This window comes from Lysinibacillus sp. SGAir0095 (assembly GCF_005491425.1).
In the GTDB taxonomy this organism is placed as follows: Bacteria; Bacillota; Bacilli; order Bacillales_A; family Planococcaceae; genus Ureibacillus.
Window position 1 is genome coordinate 2,401,043 of sequence record NZ_CP028083.1, and the last position, 24,574, is coordinate 2,425,616.

Here is a 24,574-nt window from a genome sequence, read left to right on the forward strand (position 1 = left end):
GAACTATTTTCCTCCTTTTTGTTCCAGCGTATTTAAGATTTTAGCCTGTGCTTTCCCATCATGGAAATGAATCATGATTTCATCATCTTTTGAGAGTTTCGTTATTGAATTAACTACTTGTTCATCCTTGTAGGCAACACTATAACCTCTTGTCATAATAGATAAAGGATTTAGTGCTTCTAAAGTACGAAGATTCGATATATAAAGATTTTTCTTTTTGTCTAAAAGTGACGAGATGGTACGAGTAAGCATTCTCGTCATTTGTTCAATTTGCTTATGATTCGATTGAATGGCATAAAGCGGTGAATGAAGCTTAATAGCCGTTACATGTTTTGCAAGCTCGTTGGACTTTTTCATTAAATACATCTGAGATGCTCTACCTAATTGCATATCTAATTGAATGACCTTCTCTGTAAAAGGACGATAAAGTCGTTCAGGTGTTGCTAATGGATAAGCATTTTGCAGCTTATTTAGACGATGTCTTTCATACTGCAATCTTTGTGAAGTCATTTGATGTAACTGAGATCTGCTTCTTAATAATTGTTGTACTAGTTCCTGTTGATTCGGAACAGCTAATTCTGCTGCAGCTGTAGGTGTTGGCGCTCGAAGATCCGCTACAAAATCTGCAATTGTTGTATCTGTTTCGTGACCAACTGCACTAATTATCGGTATTCGGCTTTCAAAAATTGCTCTGGCTACAATTTCTTCATTAAATGCCCATAAATCTTCAATTGAGCCTCCACCACGTCCTACTATTAAAACGTCACAAAGCTGTTGTTTGTTCGCTACTTTAATATTTTCTGCAATATTTGGGGCAGCATAATCGCCTTGAACAATTGTTGAATAGATAACAATTTCGGCCAAAGGATATCGACGTGAAATAGTGGTACATATATCTCGTATAGCCGCACCTGTTGTAGCCGTAAGGACTCCAACAGTTTTAGGGAATTTTGGAATAGGTTGCTTAAAATTAGGATTAAATAATCCTTCTTTTTGGAGCTGTTCTTTTAATTGATTGAATGCAACAAATAATCCGCCTACGCCATCTGGTTCCATCACCTGAGCGTAAAGCTGATAATTGCCCGATGTTTCATAAACTGTGACCTCACCACGGATAAAAACTTGCATCCCTTCTTCAGGTTTAAATTTTAATTTACTTGCTTGTGTCCGAAACATGGCAGCATTAATTCTTGCCCCATCATCCTTTAATGTAAAGTAAATATGGCCAGAACTATGTATTTTCACATTCGAAAGCTCTCCTTTTACATAAACTTCACGTAAATGGGGATCTGCATCAAATTTTCTTTTTATATATTTCGTTAACGCTTTAACGGTTAAATAAGAAGACGTTGTCATATGTACGGCTCCTTCATCGAAAGATTGGAAATTCATATCATTAGAAAAATACGAATTTCACTTATGCGCGAAATTCGATATTCTTCAATAGAAAAGCTGTTTCTCATTTGAAAAACAGCTCCTGTTTATATTCTACATGTTTTTATACTATTTGTCCTGTAGTAGAGATTTTTCTGCTGACTGTACAGTGTTGTAAAGTAACATTGTAATCGTCATTGGTCCAACCCCACCAGGAACAGGTGTAATGTGCGAAGCTAATTGCTCAACCTCTGCAAAATGAACATCACCTATTAATTTATTATTTTCATCACGATTTATCCCTACATCAATTACAACAGCACCTGGTTTAACATGCTCTTTTGTTATAAAGTTTGGTCGACCAACAGCAGCTACAATGATATCTGCTTGCTTTGTAATTGATGGTAAATCAGGCGTTTTTGAATGTGTGTATGTAACAGTGGCATCTTTTTGAAGTAAAAGTTGTCCCATTGGTTTCCCAACAATATGACTTCTTCCAACGATTACTGCATGTTTTCCTGCAATGTCTATTCCCGTATATTCCAATAATTTCATTACGCCAAAAGGAGTACATGGCAAGTATGTTTCCTGCCCTAACATCATTTTCCCCACACTAACTGGAGAAAACCCATCAACATCTTTTTCAGGTGAAATTGTCGCAATAACCTTGTCCTCATTAATGTGTGAAGGTAATGGAAGTTGTACTAAAATACCATGAATACCCTCGCTATTATTCAATAAACGAATTTGTTCAAGTAATTCTTCTTCTGATACATCTTGAGGTAATTTAATAAGTTCAGAAAAGATTCCAATTGCTTCACATGATTTTTGTTTATTTCGCACATAAGTTTGTGATGCTGGATTGTCACCAACTAAAATAACAGCTAAACCAGGTGTAACACCTTGGTCTTTTAACTTTGTTACTCGTTCAGCTACAGATTTACGTATTTCTTGCCCAATCTCATTTCCTTTAATAACCATTGCACTCGACATCTTCTGTTACATCCTTTCAAACGACTATTGTTGTGTGAATTTAGATAGTACACCATTTACGAATTTACTTGATTTTTCATCACCGAATGTTTTGCAAAGCTCAATGGCTTCATTTAATACAACACGGTTAGGAGTATCCTGCATAAATTGTAATTCGTATAGAGCAATTCTTAATACTGTTCTTTCTATTTTAGGTAAACGGCCTAATGACCAGTTTTCTAAGTTTTGAGTAAGTTGTTCGTCAATTTCTTCTAAGTTTTGAGTCACACCATGTACTAGCTTTTCAAAAAAAGAATCCGATTCCTCTTCGTTTAGTACGTGGCCGATTGCTTCCTGTAATGTTAGATCTGTATTATCTAACTGAAACAGTACTTGCACTGCTTTTTCGCGCGCATCATGTCGTTTCATGTATAAATCTCCTTCATTGGTAACATTAGTTTTTATAATAACATATTTTAGCTATTCAAACACTGCTTCAATCATTTCATCCAAAAAAATGAACAAAATTCCATTAAAACCTGAATTTTATTGACCTTGTCCTGTGATTTACTTACGATAGATATGAAAAGAGGTGTCGAATTTGTGGAAACAGTATTTATGTGCTGTCTTAGTTGGTGTAGTATTTGCCATTTTTGAACTACCATTTTGGATGGCCGTTGTTCTACTTTTGATTATTACGCTCTGGATTATTGGTGAATTTCTTTATCTGGTCTATGGCACTACAAATATGAAAAAGGTTGAAAAATTCATTATTGCCAAGCAAAAAGAACCAATCTATCGCTATGTCTATAGTCAAGGGTTTGGTACATTGCAAGATCAACTCATAGCTATCGATAAAATCCTTCAAAAATATAAACAACCGCATATCCATCAGTACTATTTAGCCATTCAGCAGTTATTATCTGATAATTTCGATGAAGCATTAAAAGTAGCAAATCAAATTGGAAAAGAACCTTTCATGAGCTATACTAAAGCTCTTATACTTGTTGAAATGGGGAACATTGAAGAGGCAAAATCCTTCAAATTCGAAAAGCTGTGGATGCATGAAGCAATATTTGCAATGATAGCTGCAAAGAAAAAGGACAAGGTTTCTTTTGATTTACACTCTTCCAAAGCGATAGCTGCTTCTAGGGGTATACAAAGGCTGAGTCTAATCTATTCTTTTAAAGCGCTGGAAATATAATACTACATAACTTTTTTGCTTTTAATAAATCAATAATTTTTCAATAATTTCGAGCAATAAAGAAGTGCCATCTACTAACTGATGGCACTTCTTTTAACTTGTCAATCCCAAGAAACTTAAACTTCCACTAACCTTATTTAAAAGCCTGTGCAGCTTTCACTGCTTTTTTCCATCCACTATATAATTCTGTTCTAGTTTTCTCATCCATCTTTGGTTCGAATTTTTGGTCTACATTCCAATACTGACTTATTTCTTCTTTACTTTCCCAAAAGCCCACCGCCAAACCAGCCAAATATGCTGCGCCTAAAGCAGTTGTTTCATTAATTGCTGGCCTCTCAACAGGAACATCCAGAAGATCTGATTGAAATTGCATAAGGAGATTGTTTTTAACAACGCCACCATCAACACGCAATGATTTTAAAGATAGCTTTGAGTCTGCCTCCATTGCACTTAAAACATCCTTCGTTTGATATGCTAAAGATTCCAAAGTTGCTCTTATAAAGTGTTCCTTCTGTGTACCACGAGTTAATCCAAATATTGCTCCCCTCACCTCACTATCCCAATAGGGGGTTCCTAAACCGACGAATGCCGGAACGACATAGACCCCGTCCGCACTTGTAACTTTTTGAGCATAGCGCTCACTCTCAGAAGAATCTCGGAGCATCCGTAAACCATCTCTTAACCATTGGATGGCAGATCCGGCAACAAAAATACTACCTTCCAGGGCATATTCCACCTTCCCATCAATGCCCCAAGCAATGGTTGTTAATAATCCATGATTAGAGTGAACAGCTTTTTCTCCAGTGTTCATCAACATAAAACATCCTGTTCCGTATGTGTTTTTAACCATTCCGGATTCAAAGCAAGCTTGACCAAACAATGCTGCCTGCTGATCACCTGCAATTCCAGCGATTGGGACCTCTACTCCAAAGAAATGCTTTTTTGAAACATGCCCATAAATCTCGGATGATGGTCGAACCTCTGGCAGCATAGATAATGGGACTCCTAATAGTTTTAATAGCTCTTCATCCCATTTTAACTCGTGAATGTTATACATTAACGTTCGAGAAGCATTTGAATAGTCTGTAACATGCACCTTTCCTTCTGTTAATTTCCAAATAATCCAAGTATCGATTGTTCCAAAAAGCAATTCCCCTCTCTCACTTTTTTCTTTTGCCCCTTCAACATTCTCTAGAATCCATTTCACCTTAGTCGCTGAAAAATAGGCATCAATTAACAAACCAGTTTTTTCATGAAATAATTCCCCTAATCCTGCATCGTTCAATTCGTTACAAATTTCAGCTGTTTGACGAGATTGCCATACAATTGCATTATAAATTGGCTTTCCCGTTATTTTATCCCAAACAACCGTTGTTTCCCTTTGATTTGTTATTCCGATGCCAGCAATTTGTTCTGGTCGGATATTTTTTTCCGTTAAAACCGTTGCAATGACAGAAAGAATCGAGCTCCAAATTTCGTTTGCATTATGTTCAACCCAGCCTGCTTGTGGAAAATATTGCTTAAATTCTCTTTGTGAAATATGCTCAACTTTCCCTTCTTTATTAAATAAGATAGCTCTTGAGCTCGTTGTTCCTTGATCTAATGATAGAATATATTGTCCCATCCGTTTTCCCCTTCCAAGTCAGATTTATGTAAAAAATAAGTAAGTTTTATTCATTATCTATTTACATTCTATTATTAATAATAAATAGACAAAAGTAAAAAATATAAACACAAAAAAGAGCATGACATTTTAGACATACTCTTTTTTTCATTATGTTTCCACTTTGAAAATTTTGGTATAAAGTAGTGTGGCTACTTCAAAAATAAAAAGATTCGTTGCTAAATCTTTTGTTTGGATGATTTTATTTATTGATTTCTATTGGCTGCTTCATCTTTAACTTCTTCTCTTAACCCTTCAACAGCCTCTTTACGTCGGTTATTTTTCGATTGTATTTTCGCTTTTTCCTCTGGGCTTGAAAAGGCAAGTGTTTCTTCTGCAGCTTCAATATTTTCTATAGTATTGTGGATTGTTGCTTGTAGTTTCTCGACATTATCAGATCTGTCATCAGGTTTCGCTTTTTTGTAGTTTGCCATTTAAATGACCTCCATAGTAAAATTTTTAAAAGACGATGTTTAGTTTGGTTGCATTTGATAAGTTTATACGCTCATTATTGAATAATTTTGCGTAAAAAAATACCACGAAAGTCGATTTTCAACTTTTGTGGTATTTTGATTTTTGTTTCTAATCAAAAAGAGATTACTCTTCTTCTTTAACTTGTTCAAATTGAATGGCTGTAATATGAACATTTACTTCGTTCGTATCAATTGATGTCATATTCAAAATAGCTTGTCTAATGACAGTTTGAATTTCCTTTGCTACTTTTGGAATGGAAAAACCATATTTTACTGAACAATATACATCGATAACAATTTGTCCATCTTCAGTGATTGTAGCCTTAACCCCTTTAGAATGAACTTTTTTACCAAAGCGTTCCGCAACGCCCGATGCAAAGTTTCCACGAGTTGCTGCAACACCTTCGATTTCCGTAGTTGCGATACCTGCAATTACTTCAATTACTTCCGGAGCTACCTCTATTTGACCAAGTTCTTCTTTTCCAGAAGGAGTTGGTTGTATGAAAGCTTTTGTTACTTTCTCAGCCATCTTCTTCATCCTCTCTTACTTCATAAATCTGTCTATTGAACATAAAAACACAGTGATTTATAAAGACTTCTATTTAACTTTCATTATACACCATATTTCTCCAGAACGCTTAAAAGGAACACATATTTTATAATATATTATGCGTTCTTCCAAACATTCGAAAGTAACTCATATGATTTTTTTCGATCTTCTATATTATAAATCGGGCTATTTATCATTAGTTCATCAATTTCCCGATTGCGTATAAATTCAACTAATTGATTATTTACTTTTTCAGTTGAACCAAAGAAAGTATATTTTAATTGTTGAAGCACCACGTTCTTTTGATCTTCTGACCAAAGATCATCCATATTACGAGGTGGTTGAGTTTTCCCTCTTTTTCCTTGGATAATTCCCAAGAACTGTTGGAATAAGGTACTTGCTAAAAACTCGGCTTCATCATCTGAATTTGCTGCAATTGCATTGATGGCAACCATCACATACGGCTTATCCAGCACATCTGAAGGTCTGAAATTTCTTCTATAAGTAGCAATGGCTTCATCCATTAAATCAGGTGCAAAGTGGCTTGCAAAGGAATAAGGCAACCCTAATTGTCCTGCTAGCTGCGCACTATAAAGGCTTGAGCCTAATAGCCAGACCGGAATTGACATACCTTTTCCTGGTACTGCGATTACAGGTCGTTCAGTATCCTCAAAATATCCTCTTAACTCTTCCACCATTCGATCAAATTCATATGCCCCTCGATCATCTCGACGTAATGCACGAGCAGTTAGCATATCAGAACCAGGTGCTCGCCCTAACCCTAAATCAATTCTCCCAGGATACATGGATTCTAATGTACCAAATTGCTCTGCAACCATTAAAGGCGAATGATTCGGCAGCATAATACCACCTGATCCTACACGAATTGATTTTGTGCTCGCTGCTAGATACCCTATTAAAACAGCTGTAGCTGAGCTCGCAATCCCTTGCATATTATGATGCTCGGCTACCCAATACCGATTGTACCCAAAGCTTTCAACCGCTTGAATTAATTCTCTACTATTTTGAAATGATTCAGCAGGCGTACTACCCTCTAATACTGGTGCTAAATCTAGAACTGATAATTTCGGTAACAAAATATGTTTCCCCCTCTCATACCTACTCAGTATAAAACGAACTCCATAAGTAAGCATTTATTTTGGCTCGAGAAGAAAATAGTTACAACCTACTGTAAAGTGTGCATTTGAATTAGATAGTTTAGAAGTGGTAAATTTTTGATAGGAGAACTCACAATTGTCTTCTTATTTTAAAAGTATCTCTCACTATTTATGCATATTTCCTTTCCACGAAAAAAAGATCGCCTCTTTTTTCGAGACGATCTTTTCAATAGAATTAGTTATTTTGAAGAAATTTCTTCTTTTTTCGAAACATGTAAAATATCGTTTTCTTCCAGGAATTTTGTATTAAAATTACCTGATTGGAAAACTTCATTATTCATCAATGCTTCATGGAATGGAATCGTTGTGTGAATTCCTGGTCCATCCACTTCAAACTCACTTAGTGCACGATTCATTTTTGCAATTGCTTCTTCACGTGTATCTGCATGAACAATCAATTTTGCAACCATTGAATCATAATATGGCGGAATCGTATAGCCTGCATATACCGCAGAATCAATACGTACTCCATAACCACCAGGAGTTATATATGTTTCAACAGTACCTGCTGACGGCATGAAGTTTTTATAAGCGTTTTCTGCATTAATTCGGCATTCGATTGCCCATCCATTCATCTTGATATCTTCTTGGCTGAATGGAAGAGCTTCACCAGCAGCAATTTTTAACTGTTGTTGAACTAAATCAACACCAGTAATCATTTCTGTTACAGGATGTTCTACTTGGATACGCGTATTCATTTCCATGAAGTAGAATCGATCGGCTAAGTAGTCATAAATGAATTCAATTGTACCCGCACCTTCGTAATTACAAGCTTCGGCAGCCTTAACTGCAGCTGCCCCCATTTCTGAACGACGTTCTTCAGAAAGTGCAGGAGATGGAGCTTCCTCAACAAGTTTTTGCATACGGCGCTGTACTGTACAGTCACGTTCACCTAGATGTACTACGTTACCGAACGAATCAGCTAGCACCTGAATTTCACAATGGCGGAAGTACTCAATGAATTTTTCTAAATAGACACCTGGATTACCAAACGCTGCAGCTGCTTCTTTTTGTGTAATTTCAATGCCCTTTATTAAATCCTCTTCTGTACGAGCGACACGAATCCCTTTACCGCCACCACCAGCAGTCGCTTTGATGATTACTGGGTAACCAATTTCACTTGCCCACTTCTTACCTGTCTCGATGTCCGGGACAATACCTGTACCCGGCACAAGTGGTACCCCTGCTTCTTCCATGGAACTACGAGCAACGTCCTTAATGCCCATAATTTTAATGGAATCTGAAGAAGGACCGATAAATTTAATATTTGCATTTTCACAAGCCTCTGCAAAATCAGCATTTTCAGCCAAGAAACCATATCCAGGGTGAATACCATCCACACCTGTTTTTTGTGCAACTCCTAACACAGCTGGGAAGCTAAGGTAAGAATCCTTAGATAATTTAGGTCCAATACAATAAGCCTCATCTGCTAATTTAACGTGAAGTGCATTGCTATCAGCTTCTGAATAAACAGCAACTGTTTCAATACCTAGTTCTTTACATGCACGAATAATACGTACGGCAATTTCACCGCGGTTTGCTATTAATACTTTTTTCATGATGAAAGCACCCCTTACTCAGGTTTCACTAGGAATAGTGGTTGACCGTATTCAACTAATTGACCATCTTTTACTAGCACTTCAACGATTTCGCCTTTGATCTCAGCTTCAATTTCGTTGAATAATTTCATTGCTTCAACGATACATACAATCGCTTCTTCAGAAACTTTGTCCCCTGCTTTTACATAAGCAGGTGCATCTGGTGATGGTGCTTGATAGAAAGTTCCAACCATTGGCGAAGTAATCTTATGTAAAGATGAATCCTCTACATTTACTGGAGTTGTCGGTTCCTCTACTTTTACTTCTTCTACTTTAGGAGCTTCTGTCACAACAGGAGCTGCGACTGGAGTGGCTTGTTGTACGACAGGAGCAGTTTCTTTTGGTAAAACTACTTCTGAGATAGCTCCATTATTCTTTTTAAGTTTTAGTTTAGCCCCATCGTTCTCGTAGACGAATTCGTCAATTGATGAATTGTGCACTAATTTAATAATTTCTCTTAATTCTTGTACTTTAAACATGAAAACACCCCTATTGTTTTAATTACTACAAATACTATTTTATATTTTTTTAATTCTTTTTGAAATACATAAATACATTTTTCTAGAAAAACATGAAAAAACAGTGCTTTCGTTGCTCAAACGAACGCACTGCGTAATTTCTGTTTGAAAATAATATTATACTAAGAATAGCTTTTTTAATAGTAATTCGCTGTATAATCTACTTGTACATCACTAATATCTTCATTTTCTGAAAGAACAGTGAAGACAATTTCATTCACTTGGGATGTTGAGATTTCGTCTGATAGAACAGTTACTTTAGCTTTATCATCGTTAATGCGAACGAATGCATCTGAATAGCCTAGGGATTGGATTAGCATCTCTAACATAGACTCAGAGGATTCTAGCTTAATAAGCTTGTTCATTTCATTGTATGCTTCACTTTTTTCTTCGGCTGTGATATCATCAGCTGCAATTTTGTCTGTTAACTGAGTTCTAAGCTGATCGCGTTCAGCACTAACTTCCATCCGCATTTCATCGAATAAATAGCTTTCTGAACTAGTAGTTGTAAGCTCCTCTTCCGATACACCTGTTAAAGTTGTTTCTTGTAATGTGTCGTCTGTAAAGATTGTTGCTAAATCCACATTGCGATTTGGTTCAAATACATAATAAACTGAAATGACTGCCGCTAAACTTAGTAGCGTTAATAACCATACTGTTCTTCTTTTAACTTTCATTGTTCATCTCCTTTGTTCTCCATAGGTACAATCATAATTCTGTGAGTAGGCATTTGCATGACTCTACTAATAGTTTCTAAAAGTTGCTTTTTAATAGCTGGGTTAGACGCCCCTTCCGATACAACGAGCAATCCTGATACATATTTTTCTTTATCACTTGAACTTAAATATCCATTCAGCAAGCTGTCTGAGTCATTTGCTTTAGGAGGTTGGTTATCATAGTGGAAATACACTTTTACTTGTCCAACGCCTTGAATCTGACCGAGAGCTTGTTCAAGTCTACTTTCTTCGGTTGATGATTGATATTGCTCTTCACCTGACTCGTTCCACGTAACAGAAATGTACGCAATGAACACTAATACTGCAATCGGAATAAAGATTAATTTTTGTTTTTTCCATTTATTTTCCACCTCACGTTCTCTAAGCGCCCCCTTTCTATGGAAATACGCCTCGGCGTATTGCCGAAAGGCTTTTACTTTGTTCAGCATCATAAATCATTTTCATGATTGAAATTAACAAGCATCTAGTTGAGTACAGCTACCTTACTGAACAAAGTTTACTGTTTCAACACATTGTATGAAGCTAGTCCCAACTCTATGCTTTAGAGTTTTAGAAAATCTAATATTGTTGTTAAAAAAATTAATAAGGTTGCTAGTTTTACATAGACCAAAATGTCTTTTTCATCTGCCAGAAGTAGTAAACATTTTCCTATTAAAATAATTGCGATTAGTTTGATCAAAAGCTTTTTCCCACCCCTAATTGCATAATGACCATTAATATTAACCAGATGAAGACAAAGGCAATTCCTAAAAGAATGGCAACTGCACAAAGCAATAATAATGACTTTCCTACATCATCCAACAAACCACTTATAGTACTTCCAGTAAATGGTTCAACTACCGCAGCAATAAACTTAAATGTTAACGCATGAATTAATAGCCTTCCTGCAGGATAGAATGAAGCCCCCCAAAATGCACTCATAGCTCCAAAACCAACTACCGTTGTAGCAGTAGATTGATATTTATGAAAAATGGAAAATCCTTCTACAATAAGTGAACCAACGATTGGAACAGTCTGCTCAATTACCTTTTTTATAGGGCTAGCGATGGCTTGGTCAATTGTGAAAAAAGCGACACCAGTAAATGAAAGCACTGTAACCATCGCGATTAGTGATGCAGTTATTAATGTCATCACTGATCCCCGTATCAATTCTGAAGCCTTTGAAAATGATATTTCTTGAAGGAATCTTGTACAAAAATCAAGTATTAGCGCCACCGTGATGGCTGGTATCAAGATTTTTTTACAAAGTAAGATCAATATCTCAAAAATAAATAAAATCACCGGACTCCATGCAATAAACGAAAATACTGAGTTCAACACCACTAAAAGCGATGTTAATATTGGCGTAATGGCTAAAAAGAAATCAGATGCAATGTTGACTAAATCTCCCATTAAGGAGAAAGCATCCATCACAGTTTGTCCAAGCGTTAACACGAGAATTATTACAAATAATGTATCTGCCCATGGTTTGAATTTTGGTACAAACGCTTCAACAATTAAGAACATGATGGTATAGATCAAGATTAAAATGATGGATTGTCCAGCAATTTTCAATGGGTCTAAAAAGATATTTAGTATGTCATGCATTGGTACAGAGCCCCTTACTGAAGCTTTTCTAAAATTGACGATAAGTCTGACAAAATTTTTCCTAGTTCGCTAGTCCAATAAAATAACAGTACGATACGAATTGAGAACATTACGAGTTCGCCAAATGTTTCATATTCCTCTTCTTCAAAAATTGATTGAAAGAACAAGCCGAGCTGATAGAAAAGTGCAGAGTACACAAGTTGAGGTACATAAGGCACTGAATGAACATATGAAAGGAGCTGCTCTAAAAAAGGAATAGTGAGCATCGACAATAAGAAATAGAGTAGTACGAAAAAAAAGATTACGACGATTATTCCATGTAGTTTACTGATGGTTTCTTTAATAAATATTAAAAGTAACATTAAAATTACAGCGTAAATTAAGAATGTCATAGTGTACCTAATTTAAATTAAGCCATTGGAAGAATGTAAGAATATCGCCAAAGAAAAGCCGTAAAAATCGTATTAATTCTGCTGTAATATACAAATATGCGATAAAAAATATAAAAAATGAGAATTCCTTTTTGCCGATTTGCTCGAAGAAAACATGAAGTAAAGCAATGATTAACCCTACCCCAGCTACTCGCAAAACGTCCTGTAACTCCATCACGACGCCTCCTTGTGTAAGGCAATATATGAGCTTGTTCAAAAAAATAGACCTCAACCTAAAGAAAAAAGGCATCTAATAGTTAGATGACCATTTTTTATAACTTTATTATGAACTTCACTGAATTATTAATCGGTAAGACAAAAAAGAGTGCAAACAAAGCCAAAATGACTTTATCTGCACTCTAAAATATCAAACTATTTCCTGCTTATGCACGTGATACGTATGAACCATCCGTAGTGTTAATAATTAATTTGTCTCCTTCGTTAACGAAGAATGGTACGTTTACCATTAAACCTGTTTGCATTTTCGCAGGTTTTGTTCCGCCAGAAGCTGTGTCACCTTTGATACCTGGTTCTGTTTCAGCAACTTCAAGAACAACTGTATTTGGTAATTCTACACCTAACATCTCACCTTGGTAAGATTGAATGTGAACTTCCATATTTTCTAGAAGATATTTTAACTCTTCTTCGATTTGTGCTCCTGCAAGTTCAGTTTGTTCATATGATTCCATATCCATGAATACGTGAGAATCACCTTGTGCATATAAATATTGCATTTTACGATTGTCAATTTGAGCTTTCTCTACTTTTTCACCAGCACGGAAAGTTTTTTCTGTTACGTTGCCATTTCTTAGGTTACGTAATTTTGAACGAACGAATGCTGCACCTTTCCCTGGTTTAACGTGTTGGAAATCTAAAACACGGTATAATTGGCCATCGATTTCAACTGTAAGGCCAGTACGGAAATCATTAACTGAGATCATAGTTGTTTTCCTCCATTATAAAATAATTAAATCTTTCGTTGAATGAGTTAACTTTTCATTACCTGTTTCTGTGATTAATATATCATCTTCAATACGAACGCCGCCAATTCCTGGTAAATAAATACCCGGTTCAATTGTTACAACCATATTTGGTTCCAAAACTGAGCTAGATCTTGATGAAAGTGCTGGACCTTCATGTACTTCCAAGCCAATTCCGTGTCCTGTAGAATGTCCAAAGGCTTCACCATAGCCCTTAGATGCTAAATAATCACGAGCAAAGCTATCTGCTTCAACCCCCGTCATACCCGGTCCTACTTTTGATAATGCAAGTAATTGTGATTCTAAAACCGTATTGTACATTTCAACAAGCTTCTCGGAAGGTTGTCCAACTGCAATTGTACGTGTGATATCTGAGATATACCCATTATATAATGCACCGAAATCAAGCGTGACGAAATCACCTTTTTCAATCACTTTGTCTGTAGCAACACCATGTGGTAATGCGCTACGCACACCACTCGCTACGATTGTGTCAAAAGAAGATGCAGTTGCCCCTTGTTTGCGCATGAAAAACTCTAATTCATTCGAAACTTCAAGCTCAGTTAAACCGGGCTTAATAAATTCTAAAATATGTGTAAATGCGTTATCTGCAATTTCACATGCAACCTTAATAATATTAATCTCTTGTTCAGTCTTTATCAAGCGAATTTTTTCAATTAATCCAGAAAGCGGTACTAATTCAGCAGATATTAACGATTTATAAGACTCATACATTGAGTAAGTCATTGTATCTTTCTCAAAACCTAATGCTTTGATACCCATTTTTTCAACGAAGTCAGCCACTTCTTTAAGTAGATTGCCTTCATGTTGAATAACACGAAAATCTTGAATTTGTTTATTTGCTTGCTCAGTATAGCGGAAGTCTGTAATAAAGACTGCATCATCCTTCGATACAATCGCTACGCCTGCTGTTCCTGTAAAACCAGTCATATAACGACGATTAAATCCATTTGTAATCAGTAATCCATCAACATTTTGTTCTACTAATGCTTTACGTAACTTTTCTAATTTAATCATATTGAGCTCCCCCGTTTACTGTTCTAAAAACTTTCTAAGAGCTAATTCATAGCCAAAAGTTCCTAGACCGCATATTTGTCCAACACATTCTGCCGCCAGCTTCGATTCATGACGAAACGCTTCTCTTTTATGTATGTTTGAAATGTGCACTTCAATAACAGGCACATTTACAGCAGCAATTGCATCCCGTAACGCAATACTTGTATGAGTAAAAGCGCCAGGGTTAAAAACAATTGCATCAACATCCGTATCTTCAGCTTCGTGAATCCAATCGATTAATACACCTTCATGATTGGATTGTTTAAAATCAATTGTGGCATTGAATTTTGAGGCAAGAATGATGCATTTTTCCTTTACATCATCCAAAGTTTCACTTCCATAAATTTCAGGCTCACGTTTTCCTAGACGATTCAAATTCGGTCCATTTAGCACTAAAACCTTCATCAACATTCTCCTCTATTAACGGAAATTACCACTTTTATTTTACCACAGAGTCCTTATACGGCAACTTATTTCGTTCACTATGAGCTCTATAGTGGAAAACAGCCGTCTCAAATACGAACCTTGCCGTGATCACCACAGTGACCATGAAAGGAATTGATAGTTTTTTAAACGATGAAAGCTCCGCCGGTAAATCAAAAATAACCCACTCACATATAAGCGCTACTATTGAACCAATAATAAGGGAAGTTAGAAAACTAGGAACCATTTCAACAAATTGCATTGCAAAATAAAAGAGCAAAATAATTAAAAAGATAATAAACAGTAAAAATAGCCATTTCACTGACCAATGGCTTGTCTCCAAGATATTTAATTTCTTTGTATAGCCAACGGGACTCCACTTAATAAAATGAAAAATGGATAATAGCTTTAAACTAATTGTTAGAAGAATAGAAGCAAATAAACTTGTTGTAACAGCTAAATAAATCACAGACAGCACCTCTTTTTTAATTAAGTTTCGCCAATATTTAAAATTCGTATGCGTAAACGTAGAGGTTTCGACAAAAATTTAGTACAATGGACTAGCTATAAGTTTTATATTTTGAGAGAGTGGTGTAGAACCTTGGGTAATGAAGCACCTGTATACGGCGGACAAGCACTTCTAGAAGGTGTCATGTTCGGAGGAAAGGATCATACCGTAACAGCAGTACGTCGAAATGATGATTCCATTGAATATTTTTATGCAAAAAAAGCGAAAAAGCCAATTTTTCAAAAACTGAAAAAAATCCCTTTTATTCGAGGTGTTATTGCATTAGTCGAGTCTTCTGGACTTGGTGCCAAACATCTACAATTTGCAAGTGAACGCTATGATATCGATCCAGGTGAGGAAGAAGAGAATCAAGAAGAAGCTTCCAAATTACAAATGATCCTGGGAGTAGCTGTTATTGGAGTTATCTCATTCATATTTGCAAAATTCGTCTTTACATTAGTACCAGTATTTCTGGCAGAATTATTTTCTCCTTGGATTTCAGGGAAATATCCACAAATCTTCTTAGAAACATTTTTCAAACTTATCTTACTTTTAAGTTATTTATATGTTATATCGATGACACCATTAATAAAACGAGTATTTCAATACCACGGTGCTGAACATAAGGTTATTAATTGTTACGAAGCTGGTTTGGATATCACTGTAGAAAATGTGCAAAAGCAGTCAAGACTGCATTACCGATGTGGGTCGAGCTTTATTTTATTTACAGTAGTAATTGGTATGTTTGTTTACTTCTTTTTCCCAACCGATCCTTTATGGTTACGTATTGTGATACGAATTCTATTAATACCTGTAGTTCTTGGAATCTCATTTGAAGTCTTACAAGCAACGAATGCCCTTAGAGAGATACCATTATTAAAATATTTAGGCTACCCTGGTTTATGGCTTCAACTGCTAACAACAAAGGAACCTAAAGATGAAATGGTTGAAGTAGCCATTGCTTCATTTGAAAAATTACACGAAGTAGAAAAAAATCCTGATATTGCGATGCAATTACATCACGATTGAGACAACGCGTTTGGTAGAAATACCAAATGCGTTTTTAGTATTTTCCATTTTCTAAAACGAACTATTTACAATTTCCGACAGATTCGATAAGATGTCCACATTACATTATGATCATAGGGGTCTTGCAAATGGAAATAGATTTAATGAAAGCAATAATCGTTATCTTTTTTGGCTTTGTGGGGGCTTTTATAAATGCTACAGTAGGTGGAGGGGGTTTGATCACTCTTCCCGCCCTATTATCTGTAGGCCTCCCTCCTTCAGCTGCCATTGCAACTAATAAACTAGCAGCTTCCATGGGAAACTTAACAAGCTCTTTAACGTTTTTTAAAGCTGGTAAGGTAGATATCAAACTACTAGGTCCTATTCTCCCTTTTGTCTTTATTTTCTCCATGCTAGGTGCTTGGACAGTGCATTTAATAGATTCAGAGCTTTTAAGACCATTAATTATCATTATGTTGATCGTCGTATTAATTTATACACTCTTAAAGAAAAATTGGGGGCAGTTAGAGGAGAGAAAACCATTAAATTGGAAGCGAGGCACACTCTTTGTTGCTGGTATTCTATTATTAGGATTCTATGATGGTTTTTTTGGACCAGGTACAGGTTCCTTTATCATGTTCATCTTTTTAATTGCAGGATTTGATTTTTTACAAGCTGCAGGTAATGCGAAACTGTTAAACTTTATAAGTAATATTGCAGCCCTCATTATGTTTTTAATTTTAGGGGAAGTAGTTTTCACTTATGGATTCATAATGGGGATTTCAATGATTGCTGGTGCTTTCTTTGGTACGAAATTTGCCCTTAGTAAAGGGACCAGCTTTGTGAGAATGTTATTTATCATCATGACGGTCGTTTTAATTATTAAAAATAGTTATGATTCTATTTTTGCATAAGGAAAAAGGCAATCTCCACCCTTGGAAATTGCCTTTTTAAGTATCTACTTATAGACCGCATTTTAGTTGGGCACCGCAGCCAGTACATGTGTTACAGCCGCCCAGCTCTTCCACTGTCCCTTGACGACAAACCGGACATGTATTTCCAACTTCTGATCCGATTGTTACGTTTGTCGTTGAAAGTGGTGCAATTGTATCAACTAAAACCACTGTTTGCTTGTCTTTTATTTCCTCTTCAAGCACTTCGTCAAAGGCTAATTGCTCATCATGCGAGGATTCAGCTTTTAATGTAAGTACTTGTGAGTCACGACTTCCATCTACGTAAACAGTACCACCTTTTGCGCCACCTTTATATAGGCGTTCATACACTTTTTGAACTTGTTCCACAGTGTAACCTTTTGGTGCATTCACTGTTTTTGAAATCGATGAATCTACCCAACGTTGGATAACACATTGTACATCTGCATGTGCTTCCGGTGAAAGTTCCATAGAAGAAACAAACCAATCTGGCAAATTATTTTCATCAGCATCTGGATGTGCTTCTAAATACTCTTGAACTATCTCTGCTTTCACTTCGATAAATTTACCAAGTCGCCCTGAACGGTAATAAACGAATGAGAAATATGGTTCAAGGCCTGTCGCAACCCCTACCATGGTACCAGTAGATCCTGTCGGAGCAACTGTCAGTAGATGCGAATTACGAATACCGTTTTCAAGAACACCATCGCGCACATGCTCTGGCATTTTTTGCATATAGCCTGTATTGATGAACGCTTGTCTTAAACGATTCGTTTCTTCTTCTGTTTCGCCTTCTAGGAACGGGAAACTGCCTCGTTCTTTTCCAAGTTCAATCGATGTCTCATATGCTGCTACAGCAATTGTTTCAAAGATATTGTCTACAAGCTGGTTACCTTCCTGAGAACCATATTCTTTTTCACAGTAAATCAGTAGATCAGCAAGTCCCATAACGCCAAGGCCAACTCGACGCTCACCTAAAGCTTGTTTACGATTTTCCTCCAGGAAATATGGTGTAGCATTAATAACATTATCTTGCATACGTACTCCGATACGAACTGTCTCGCGTAGTGCATCGAAATCGACTGTTTTTGTGTCCTTTTCAGCAAACTGCGCCAAGTTCACAGCAGCTAAATTGCAGACTGAAAATGGTGCCAGTGGTTGTTCTCCACACGGATTTGTGGCAACAACTTTTTGACCATAGCTTCGTGCATTAGTCATGTCGTTTGCATTATCGATAAAGAAAATTCCTGGCTCTGCAGCATAAGTTGCACAGATATTAATAAGGTTCCATAACTCTCTTGCTTTAATTTTTCTATATGTGCGAACTCCATAACCAAGAGCCTCCCATTCACGTACATCCCCTACTTCATGCCATTTTTCATTGTAAATAGTCATTTCTTCAGGAGTATAGTTTGCAACATCTGGGAAACGCAATTCATAATCACCGTCATTCTCAACAGCTTCCATAAAGTCTTTTGTCAACGTTACTGAAATATTAGCACCAGTTAAGAATTCCGGGTTGTGGACACTATAAGTTCCACCATCTCGCAATTTAGTTTCAGCTTCCTTGATGATAGATTCGTTGAACCCACCTAAACCAGGGATCGCTTTATAATTAACAATGCCTTGATACATTGCTTCTTCTTGCTGAGTTAAAGGCTTGAATTTCAATTTTTCGTTAGCTAAGCGTGAGATTAGTTCATCATTCGTATTTTCAATTAGGAAACGAAGAATACGTGGATTTTGCATTTTTGAAATAATGAATTCTATAATGTCCGGATGCCAATCTGCTAACATAATCATTTGAGCACCGCGACGGCTGCCCCCTGTTCAACAAGATGTGTCAGCTTTGCAATGTCATCTAGCCATGATACGGAACCACTCGACTTTCCGTTTACCCCGCGAGCTAAAGTGTTACGTGGACGAAGAGTTGAACCATTTGTTCCTACTCCACCACCACGACTCATAATTTCCATTACTTGCTTACGGTGATCACTGATACCTTCACGACTATCTGCAACAAATGGCATGACATAACAGTTAAAGAACGTCACATCTGTCTGAGAACCCGCTCCATACAGTACTCGTCCAGCTGGAATGAATTTTAATGATACGAGTTGTTCGTAAAACTTCATGAACCATTTTTGTCTATTCTCTTCTGTATCTTCAACAGAAGCTAATCCAAATGCATTACGTTTTGCAATTTGTTCATAGAAAACTTCTAGAGGCTTTTCGATTACGTCTAATGAGCGAACGATAATACCAGTTTGCTGTTCTGTTGCATTATCTAATACATGGCGGTATTCTTCTTCAATTAGAATCTCAGCTTTCTTCGCTTCAGCATCAATTGACTGAATAAAACCTAAACCACGTGCAGGAAATTTTGGATCTTCTTTAATCGTTAATACGACAAAATCTCCAGCCTTAAGAGTTTTCTTTTCGGTGTCCTTAAATGAATAACGGTCAATCATTACCAATCTTGAAACACCTTTATGTGTAATATGCATGTCCGGTGTAATTGGATGTACTTGAGGAAATTTCTCGATGTCTTTATTGAGTTGTTGTACGAGGATGGTTGTTTTCGTTTCTTTAGCCAATACCATCTGCCAGCCTCCCTTAATAGATAATACATCTAGTATAATCTATCTCCTCATTCACCACAATATATAGTGTTTAGGAAATAAAATTAACACTAGATGTAGATAATTTATTTACTAGAAAAGATTACCTTATAAAAAATATCATTTCAAGGGGTTGATTTTTTTAAAAGTAGTTAAACTCCTTTAGATTAAAGAGTTTCACCTTTATAAAAAAATTTCTGGCATGCAAGAAACGTACGTTCTTATTTTCTAAAGTTCCATTCATCATTTAAATATTTTGTTTTTTCTAGGTTTTTTACATATTGCAATTGTTCATCAGTTAATTGATAAGGTACTAACTCAATCTCTAACGCTTTCTCAAATCCTTCTTTAAACGCCTTGATACATTGTGAAATGGTAATATCCTTATCAGTTAATCTATTAATCGCAACTGCCTTTTCCGGGAGCTTTTTGCGCATTTTATCTTTTGCCTCAGGTGAAGGAAATTTAAATACAGATAATAGTTTCTCTTCATCTAGATCAAGTAAAATAGCTCCATGCTGTAAAATAACACCTTTTTGACGAGTTTGAGCACTTCCCGCTACTTTTTTTCCTTCAACAACCAATTCGTACCAGCTTGGGGCATCAAAACATACAGCACTTTTAGGTTGCTTTAAATCTTGTTGCTTTTCTTCCGTATCAGGGATACTAAAATAAGCATCCAACCCTAAATTTTGAAAACCTAGTAGTAATCCTTCACTCAGCACCCGATAAGCCTCTGTCACACTAACAGGCATGTTGGGGTATTGTTCGGTTACGATAATGCTATAAGTTAACTCGCTCTCATGGAGAACAGCTCGTCCACCAGTTGGGCGTCGAACAAATCCTAAGTTGTTTGTTCGTAAAACTTCTAAATCAATATCTTTTTCTGCACGTTGAAAATAACCAATTGATAGTGTAGCTGGATTCCACTCGTAAAATCTTATTACTGGAGGAATTTCACCTTGGCTATGGAAGTCTAGTAATGCTTCATCTAAAGCCATATTATACGATGGACTACATGGTCCTGAATTAATAAAATACCATTTTGATTTCATTTCATCATCTCCTCAAGTCTAAATATCATTTTATCAAACTGATTGGACTAACGCCACTTTCTCTTTTATAATGGAATATGAAGAAAGAAAGGAGAAATATTGCAGTGGCTGTACTTTATACAATTGCTATCATACTAGGTGTTATCGTCGTATACGTTCTAGTAAATACACTGCGTCTTAAAAAGGCAGTGACAAACTTAACTCAAGAACAATTTATCCAAGGCTATCGAAAAGCACAACTTATTGATGTGCGTGAAGTTAAGGAATTTGAAGCGGGTCATATTTTAGGTGCACGTAATATCCCCTCAACCCAACTTCGCCAGCGCTATAAAGAAGTTCGTTCTGATTTACCGGTTTACCTTTATTGCCAAAATTCTGGCCGTAGTGCACGTACTGCCCTTTTCTTAAAGAAAAAAGGCTATAATCAGGTCTACCAATTACAAGGCGGCTTCAAAACTTGGACAGGTAAAGTGAAAACAAAAGCATAAGCACTTTAGAAAAACACGGCTTGGGCAATAATTGGTCAGGTTATGTTTTTTCTTTTGCGGGTAATCCTCGAAATCTTAAAATTTTCTATCCGCTAAAAAAGGGACGTCTCGCAAAATATGAGATGTCCCTTTAAAAATGATTCGATATATTTATTTTCATCTTCACATTTATCATTTATCACTCTTGAAAACATCTCAAAAAACCGCTATCTATACAATAAAAAACATGAGTTTCTTCCTATTAAATAGGAATTTTTATTTTAACTTTTTTGAACAATTCTAAATCCTGCTAATTCTACTAATTTTTTTATCTGTTATCACTTTTTTGATAAATTGAACACCCACAAATAAATAGACGCCTCATAAAAGACGTCTAAATCTATTAACCTTCATTTTTTGTAAAACGAAGAACCGGTGTACGAGCAGCACGAGTTTCATCTAAACGGCTTATTACTGTTGTATGTGGTGCCTCTTGTACGATAGAAGGGTTTTCTTCCGTTTCTTTTGCAATTTGTATCATAGCGTCACAAAATGCATCTAAGGTCTCTTTTGATTCTGTCTCTGTCGGTTCAATCATCATTCCCTCTTCAACATTCAATGGGAAGTAAATTGTTGGTGGATGATACCCAAAGTCTAAAAGACGTTTGGCAATATCCAAAGTACGAACACCCAATTTCTTCTGACGTCGGCCTGAAAGAACGAATTCATGCTTACAATGACGGTTATATGGAAGATCAAAGTATGGCTCTAGGCGACGCATCATGTAGTTCGCATTTAAAACTGCATATTCAGTTACAGCTTTTAAACCATCTGGCCCCATTGTACGGATATAAGTATAAGCACGTACATTGATACCGAAGTTACCGTAATAAGGCTTAACACGACCAATTGATTGAGGACGATTGTAATCAAAATGGAATGAGCCATCTTCTTTTTTCACTAAAACAGGTTTTGGTAAAAAAGGAATTAAATCCGATTTCACACCAACTGGACCAGAACCTGGCCCACCTCCACCATGAGGACCTGTAAATGTTTTATGAAGGTTTAAATGTACACAGTCAAAGCCCATGTCTCCAGGACGTGCTTTACTCATAACTGCATTTAGATTAGCGCCATCATAATATACTTTACCGCCAACACCATGAATGATTTCAGCCATTTCCAAAATGTTTTCCTCAAATAAACCTAGTGTATTAGGATTTGTTAACATTAACGCTGCTGTATCTTCTCCAACTACTCGGCGCAAATCGTCTAGATCTACTAATCCATCTTCGTTTGATTTCACGGTAATCGTTTCAAAACCTGCAACTGTTGCTGATGCCGGGTTCGTTCCATGAGCAGAGTCTGGCACGATAACTTTGTTACGATGACCTTCTCCATTCGCTTCATGGAATGCTCGGATCATCATTAATGCTGTCCATTCTCCATGAGCTCCGGCTGCCGGTTGTAAAGTTACTTCATCCATACCTGTAATTTCTACTAATGAAGTTTGAAGTTCATATAACAACTCCATAGCACCTTGTACAGTAGCTTCATCTTGTAGAGGATGGATATTGGCGAAGCCTGATAATCTCGCTACATTTTCATTAATCTTCGGATTGTATTTCATTGTACAAGAGCCTAATGGATAGAACCCTGAATCTACTCCGTGGTTACGACGAGATAGAGCTGTATAATGGCGCATAATGTCTAGTTCTGCAACTTCCGGTAATTCCGCAGCTTCTTCACGAACATACCCTGCTGGCAGTAAATCAGATAGATCAAAATCCTGTACATCTAATTCTGGTAAGCTGTAGCCTACACGACCTTCTTTGGATAATTCAAAAATGAGTGATTGATTTTCGTTATGCATTGTAAGCCCCCATTTTCTCAACTAATGCGTCGATTTCTTCTTTTGTACGTAATTCAGTAACAGCAATCAATACATGATTTTCTAACTCTGGATAAATTGTGCCTAAGTTAAAGCCGCCAATAATACCATCCTGAATAAGTTGTTCATTGATTTCGGCTACTGATTTGTTTGTTTTTATGACAATTTCATTAAAGTGTGCCCCTTGGAATGCTACTGTGAAATCTGCTGCTTCAAAGGCATTTTTTGCATAACGAGTTTTCACTATGTTTTGTTTCGCCATTTCTTGAACACCTTTTTTACCAAGGGCAGTCATTGCAACAGACGCTGCAAGAGCTAATAAAGCTTGGTTTGAACAAATATTGGACGTCGCTTTTTCTCTACGGATGTGCTGTTCACGAGCCTGTAAAGTTAAAACATAGCCACGGCGACCATCTTGATCTACAGTTTCTCCTACTAAACGACCTGGTACTTTACGCATTAGCTTAGTAGTTGTAGCGAAATAACCGCAATAAGGACCACCAAAGCTTTCAGAAATACCAAACACTTGAGCATCCCCTACAGTTATATCTGCACCTAATTTGCCTGGAGGAGTTAGGATACCTAAAGCGAGCGGATTCGCTGACACGATAAATAATCCCTTCGCTTCATGAGTAATGTCACCAATTGTTTGAAGATCCTCGATTTGACCAAAGAAGTTTGGATACTGCACCATTACTCCTGCTGTATTGTCGTCTATTAATTCTTTTAACTTATCGATATCTGTAACACCGTTAGTAGTTGGTACTGTTACAATTTCAATAGATTGACCATAAGCATAAGTAGCTACTACATCACGATATTCAGGATGGATTGCCTCTGAAACTAGTAATTTCTTGCGACGAGTATGACCGGCGGCAAGCATTCCAGCTTCTGCTAAGGAAGTACCTCCATCATACATTGATGAGTTTGCTAGATCCATTCCAGTAAGTTCTGCAATCATTGTTTGGAATTCAAAGATGGCTTGTAATTCACCTTGTGAGATTTCAGGTTGATATGGTGTGTAGGCAGTATAAAATTCTGAACGAGAAATAACATGATCGACAATTACTGGTTTATAGTGGTTATAAATACCTGCACCCAGGAAAGACACATTTGAATCTGTGTCTTCATTTTTAGCAGCTAGTTGTTTTAATTCTTTCAATAGAGCAGATTCTGATTTTGCCGGTTTTATATTATATAAGCCTTGGAAACGAACACTTTCAGGAATATCCGAAAATAATTCGTTAATACTTTCAACACCAATCGTCGAAAGCATCTCTTTTTTATCTTGTTCCGTCATAGGAAGATAACGATGTACCATTCGATT

25 protein-coding genes and 1 pseudogene are annotated in these 24,574 nt (G+C 36.5%); 4 read left to right on the plus strand and 22 right to left on the minus strand.

The window, feature by feature from the left end:
* Positions 1-3: 3 nt before the first annotated feature.
* The 3 genes from xseA to nusB form a co-directional block, all read right to left on the minus strand.
* Positions 4-1,356 (minus strand): exodeoxyribonuclease VII large subunit, encoded by a 1,353-nt coding sequence (xseA, locus tag C1N55_RS11785; RefSeq protein ID WP_137729010.1) that lies wholly within the window; start codon positions 1,354-1,356, stop codon positions 4-6.
* A gap of 147 nt (positions 1,357-1,503) precedes the next feature.
* The gene (folD, locus tag C1N55_RS11790; RefSeq protein ID WP_137729011.1) at positions 1,504-2,367 is read right to left on the minus strand and encodes a bifunctional methylenetetrahydrofolate dehydrogenase/methenyltetrahydrofolate cyclohydrolase FolD; all 864 of its coding nucleotides are present in this window, start codon (positions 2,365-2,367) and stop codon (positions 1,504-1,506) included.
* Positions 2,368-2,391: 24 nt separating this feature from the next.
* The gene (gene nusB / locus C1N55_RS11795; protein ID WP_137729012.1) at positions 2,392-2,775 is read right to left on the minus strand and encodes a transcription antitermination factor NusB; all 384 of its coding nucleotides are present in this window, start codon (positions 2,773-2,775) and stop codon (positions 2,392-2,394) included.
* 172 nt (positions 2,776-2,947) lie between these two features.
* Here nusB and C1N55_RS11800 point away from each other — a divergent pair, with 172 nt between their 5' ends.
* Entirely contained in the window at positions 2,948-3,550 is a 603-nt protein-coding gene (locus C1N55_RS11800) for a hypothetical protein (protein WP_137729013.1), read from the plus strand.
* A gap of 133 nt (positions 3,551-3,683) precedes the next feature.
* Here the strand turns inward: C1N55_RS11800 and glpK are convergent, their stop codons facing one another.
* The 15 genes from glpK to C1N55_RS11875 form a co-directional block, all read right to left on the minus strand.
* Positions 3,684-5,174 (minus strand): glycerol kinase GlpK, encoded by a 1,491-nt coding sequence (gene glpK, locus C1N55_RS11805; RefSeq protein WP_137729014.1) that lies wholly within the window; start codon positions 5,172-5,174, stop codon positions 3,684-3,686.
* A gap of 245 nt (positions 5,175-5,419) precedes the next feature.
* The gene (gene tlp / locus C1N55_RS11810) at positions 5,420-5,647 is read right to left on the minus strand and encodes a small acid-soluble spore protein Tlp (protein WP_137729015.1); all 228 of its coding nucleotides are present in this window, start codon (positions 5,645-5,647) and stop codon (positions 5,420-5,422) included.
* Between the two features lie 163 nt (positions 5,648-5,810).
* Positions 5,811-6,215 carry an Asp23/Gls24 family envelope stress response protein gene (locus C1N55_RS11815; protein WP_137729016.1) on the minus strand — a complete coding sequence of 135 codons (405 nt, stop codon included), beginning with the start codon at positions 6,213-6,215 and terminating at the stop codon, positions 5,811-5,813.
* A 137-nt stretch (positions 6,216-6,352) separates the two neighbouring features.
* Positions 6,353-7,333, minus strand: a complete 981-nt coding sequence (locus tag C1N55_RS11820; protein WP_240758284.1) for an LLM class flavin-dependent oxidoreductase — start codon at positions 7,331-7,333, stop codon at positions 6,353-6,355.
* Positions 7,334-7,593: 260 nt separating this feature from the next.
* A complete protein-coding gene (gene accC, locus C1N55_RS11825; protein WP_137729018.1) occupies positions 7,594-8,973 on the minus strand; it encodes an acetyl-CoA carboxylase biotin carboxylase subunit in 1,380 nt (459 codons plus the stop codon).
* 14 nt (positions 8,974-8,987) lie between these two features.
* Positions 8,988-9,491, minus strand: coding sequence for an acetyl-CoA carboxylase biotin carboxyl carrier protein (accB, locus tag C1N55_RS11830; RefSeq protein WP_137729019.1), 504 nt, complete (start codon positions 9,489-9,491; stop codon positions 8,988-8,990).
* Positions 9,492-9,667: 176 nt separating this feature from the next.
* Positions 9,668-10,207 carry a SpoIIIAH-like family protein gene (locus C1N55_RS11835; protein ID WP_137729020.1) on the minus strand — a complete coding sequence of 180 codons (540 nt, stop codon included), beginning with the start codon at positions 10,205-10,207 and terminating at the stop codon, positions 9,668-9,670.
* The gene (locus C1N55_RS11840; protein WP_205758466.1) at positions 10,204-10,698 is read right to left on the minus strand and encodes a hypothetical protein; all 495 of its coding nucleotides are present in this window, start codon (positions 10,696-10,698) and stop codon (positions 10,204-10,206) included. The genes C1N55_RS11835 and C1N55_RS11840 overlap by 4 nt, the downstream gene beginning before the upstream one ends.
* A 244-nt stretch (positions 10,699-10,942) precedes the next feature.
* Entirely contained in the window at positions 10,943-11,854 is a 912-nt protein-coding gene (locus C1N55_RS11845) for a stage III sporulation protein AE (protein ID WP_137729022.1), read from the minus strand.
* Between the two features lie 14 nt (positions 11,855-11,868).
* Complete coding sequence (locus C1N55_RS11850) at positions 11,869-12,246, minus strand: hypothetical protein (protein WP_137729023.1); 378 nt, start codon at positions 12,244-12,246, stop codon at positions 11,869-11,871.
* Positions 12,247-12,253: 7 nt separating this feature from the next.
* Positions 12,254-12,460, minus strand: coding sequence for a stage III sporulation protein AC (locus C1N55_RS11855; RefSeq protein ID WP_137729024.1), 207 nt, complete (start codon positions 12,458-12,460; stop codon positions 12,254-12,256).
* Between the two features lie 208 nt (positions 12,461-12,668).
* On the minus strand, positions 12,669-13,226 hold the full coding sequence (efp, locus tag C1N55_RS11860) for an elongation factor P (protein ID WP_036202010.1): 558 nt from the start codon (positions 13,224-13,226) through the stop codon (positions 12,669-12,671).
* A gap of 15 nt (positions 13,227-13,241) precedes the next feature.
* Complete coding sequence (locus tag C1N55_RS11865; protein WP_137729025.1) at positions 13,242-14,303, minus strand: M24 family metallopeptidase; 1,062 nt, start codon at positions 14,301-14,303, stop codon at positions 13,242-13,244.
* Between the two features lie 15 nt (positions 14,304-14,318).
* The gene (aroQ, locus tag C1N55_RS11870; RefSeq protein WP_137729026.1) at positions 14,319-14,747 is read right to left on the minus strand and encodes a type II 3-dehydroquinate dehydratase; all 429 of its coding nucleotides are present in this window, start codon (positions 14,745-14,747) and stop codon (positions 14,319-14,321) included.
* A gap of 34 nt (positions 14,748-14,781) precedes the next feature.
* The gene (locus C1N55_RS11875) at positions 14,782-15,234 is read right to left on the minus strand and encodes a hypothetical protein (RefSeq protein WP_137729027.1); all 453 of its coding nucleotides are present in this window, start codon (positions 15,232-15,234) and stop codon (positions 14,782-14,784) included.
* 183 nt (positions 15,235-15,417) lie between these two features.
* On the opposite strand from C1N55_RS11875, the gene C1N55_RS11880 reads away from it, so the two are divergent.
* Positions 15,418-16,302, plus strand: a complete 885-nt coding sequence (locus tag C1N55_RS11880) for a DUF1385 domain-containing protein (protein WP_240758494.1) — start codon at positions 15,418-15,420, stop codon at positions 16,300-16,302.
* 128 nt (positions 16,303-16,430) lie between these two features.
* Positions 16,431-17,195: a TSUP family transporter gene (locus C1N55_RS11885; RefSeq protein ID WP_137729029.1), complete on the plus strand. Its 765-nt coding sequence runs from the start codon at positions 16,431-16,433 to the stop codon at positions 17,193-17,195.
* Between the two features lie 48 nt (positions 17,196-17,243).
* On the opposite strand, the pseudogene C1N55_RS11890 reads toward C1N55_RS11885, so the two are convergent.
* Positions 17,244-19,816: pseudogene (locus tag C1N55_RS11890) on the minus strand (vitamin B12-dependent ribonucleotide reductase).
* Positions 19,817-20,055: 239 nt separating this feature from the next.
* Positions 20,056-20,889, minus strand: coding sequence for a lipoate--protein ligase family protein (locus C1N55_RS11895; protein ID WP_137729030.1), 834 nt, complete (start codon positions 20,887-20,889; stop codon positions 20,056-20,058).
* Between the two features lie 104 nt (positions 20,890-20,993).
* Between C1N55_RS11895 and C1N55_RS11900 the strand changes: the two genes are divergently transcribed.
* Positions 20,994-21,377, plus strand: coding sequence for a rhodanese-like domain-containing protein (locus C1N55_RS11900; protein ID WP_137729031.1), 384 nt, complete (start codon positions 20,994-20,996; stop codon positions 21,375-21,377).
* A gap of 382 nt (positions 21,378-21,759) precedes the next feature.
* On the opposite strand, the gene gcvPB is transcribed toward C1N55_RS11900, so the two are convergent.
* Together gcvPB and gcvPA are read right to left on the minus strand one after the other, a co-directional pair.
* On the minus strand, positions 21,760-23,229 hold the full coding sequence (gcvPB, locus tag C1N55_RS11905; RefSeq protein WP_137729032.1) for an aminomethyl-transferring glycine dehydrogenase subunit GcvPB: 1,470 nt from the start codon (positions 23,227-23,229) through the stop codon (positions 21,760-21,762).
* Positions 23,222-24,568: an aminomethyl-transferring glycine dehydrogenase subunit GcvPA gene (gcvPA, locus tag C1N55_RS11910; RefSeq protein ID WP_137729033.1), complete on the minus strand. Its 1,347-nt coding sequence runs from the start codon at positions 24,566-24,568 to the stop codon at positions 23,222-23,224. The genes gcvPB and gcvPA overlap by 8 nt, the downstream gene beginning before the upstream one ends.
* Positions 24,569-24,574: the final 6 nt, after the last annotated feature.

Excerpts from the sequence above, each read along its gene's own strand:
- xseA (WP_137729010.1), bottom strand. The coding sequence starts at position 1,356 with ATGACAACGTCTTCTTATTTAACCGTTAAAGCGTTAACGAAATATATA.
- folD (WP_137729011.1), bottom strand. The coding sequence starts at position 2,367 with ATGTCGAGTGCAATGGTTATTAAAGGAAATGAGATTGGGCAAGAAATA.
- nusB (WP_137729012.1), bottom strand. The coding sequence starts at position 2,775 with ATGAAACGACATGATGCGCGCGAAAAAGCAGTGCAAGTACTGTTTCAG.
- glpK (WP_137729014.1), bottom strand. The coding sequence starts at position 5,174 with ATGGGACAATATATTCTATCATTAGATCAAGGAACAACGAGCTCAAGA.
- tlp (WP_137729015.1), bottom strand. The coding sequence starts at position 5,647 with ATGGCAAACTACAAAAAAGCGAAACCTGATGACAGATCTGATAATGTC.
- C1N55_RS11815 (WP_137729016.1), bottom strand. The coding sequence starts at position 6,215 with ATGGCTGAGAAAGTAACAAAAGCTTTCATACAACCAACTCCTTCTGGA.
- accC (WP_137729018.1), bottom strand. The coding sequence starts at position 8,973 with ATGAAAAAAGTATTAATAGCAAACCGCGGTGAAATTGCCGTACGTATT.
- accB (WP_137729019.1), bottom strand. The coding sequence starts at position 9,491 with ATGTTTAAAGTACAAGAATTAAGAGAAATTATTAAATTAGTGCACAAT.
- C1N55_RS11835 (WP_137729020.1), bottom strand. The coding sequence starts at position 10,207 with ATGAAAGTTAAAAGAAGAACAGTATGGTTATTAACGCTACTAAGTTTA.
- C1N55_RS11840 (WP_205758466.1), bottom strand. The coding sequence starts at position 10,698 with ATGATGCTGAACAAAGTAAAAGCCTTTCGGCAATACGCCGAGGCGTAT.
- C1N55_RS11845 (WP_137729022.1), bottom strand. The coding sequence starts at position 11,854 with ATGCATGACATACTAAATATCTTTTTAGACCCATTGAAAATTGCTGGA.
- C1N55_RS11850 (WP_137729023.1), bottom strand. The coding sequence starts at position 12,246 with ATGACATTCTTAATTTACGCTGTAATTTTAATGTTACTTTTAATATTT.
- C1N55_RS11855 (WP_137729024.1), bottom strand. The coding sequence starts at position 12,460 with ATGGAGTTACAGGACGTTTTGCGAGTAGCTGGGGTAGGGTTAATCATT.
- efp (WP_036202010.1), bottom strand. The coding sequence starts at position 13,226 with ATGATCTCAGTTAATGATTTCCGTACTGGCCTTACAGTTGAAATCGAT.
- C1N55_RS11865 (WP_137729025.1), bottom strand. The coding sequence starts at position 14,303 with ATGATTAAATTAGAAAAGTTACGTAAAGCATTAGTAGAACAAAATGTT.
- aroQ (WP_137729026.1), bottom strand. The coding sequence starts at position 14,747 with ATGAAGGTTTTAGTGCTAAATGGACCGAATTTGAATCGTCTAGGAAAA.
- C1N55_RS11880 (WP_240758494.1), top strand. The coding sequence starts at position 15,418 with ATGTTCGGAGGAAAGGATCATACCGTAACAGCAGTACGTCGAAATGAT.
- C1N55_RS11885 (WP_137729029.1), top strand. The coding sequence starts at position 16,431 with ATGGAAATAGATTTAATGAAAGCAATAATCGTTATCTTTTTTGGCTTT.
- C1N55_RS11895 (WP_137729030.1), bottom strand. The coding sequence starts at position 20,889 with ATGAAATCAAAATGGTATTTTATTAATTCAGGACCATGTAGTCCATCG.
- gcvPB (WP_137729032.1), bottom strand. The coding sequence starts at position 23,229 with ATGCATAACGAAAATCAATCACTCATTTTTGAATTATCCAAAGAAGGT.
- gcvPA (WP_137729033.1), bottom strand. The coding sequence starts at position 24,568 with ATGGTACATCGTTATCTTCCTATGACGGAACAAGATAAAAAAGAGATG.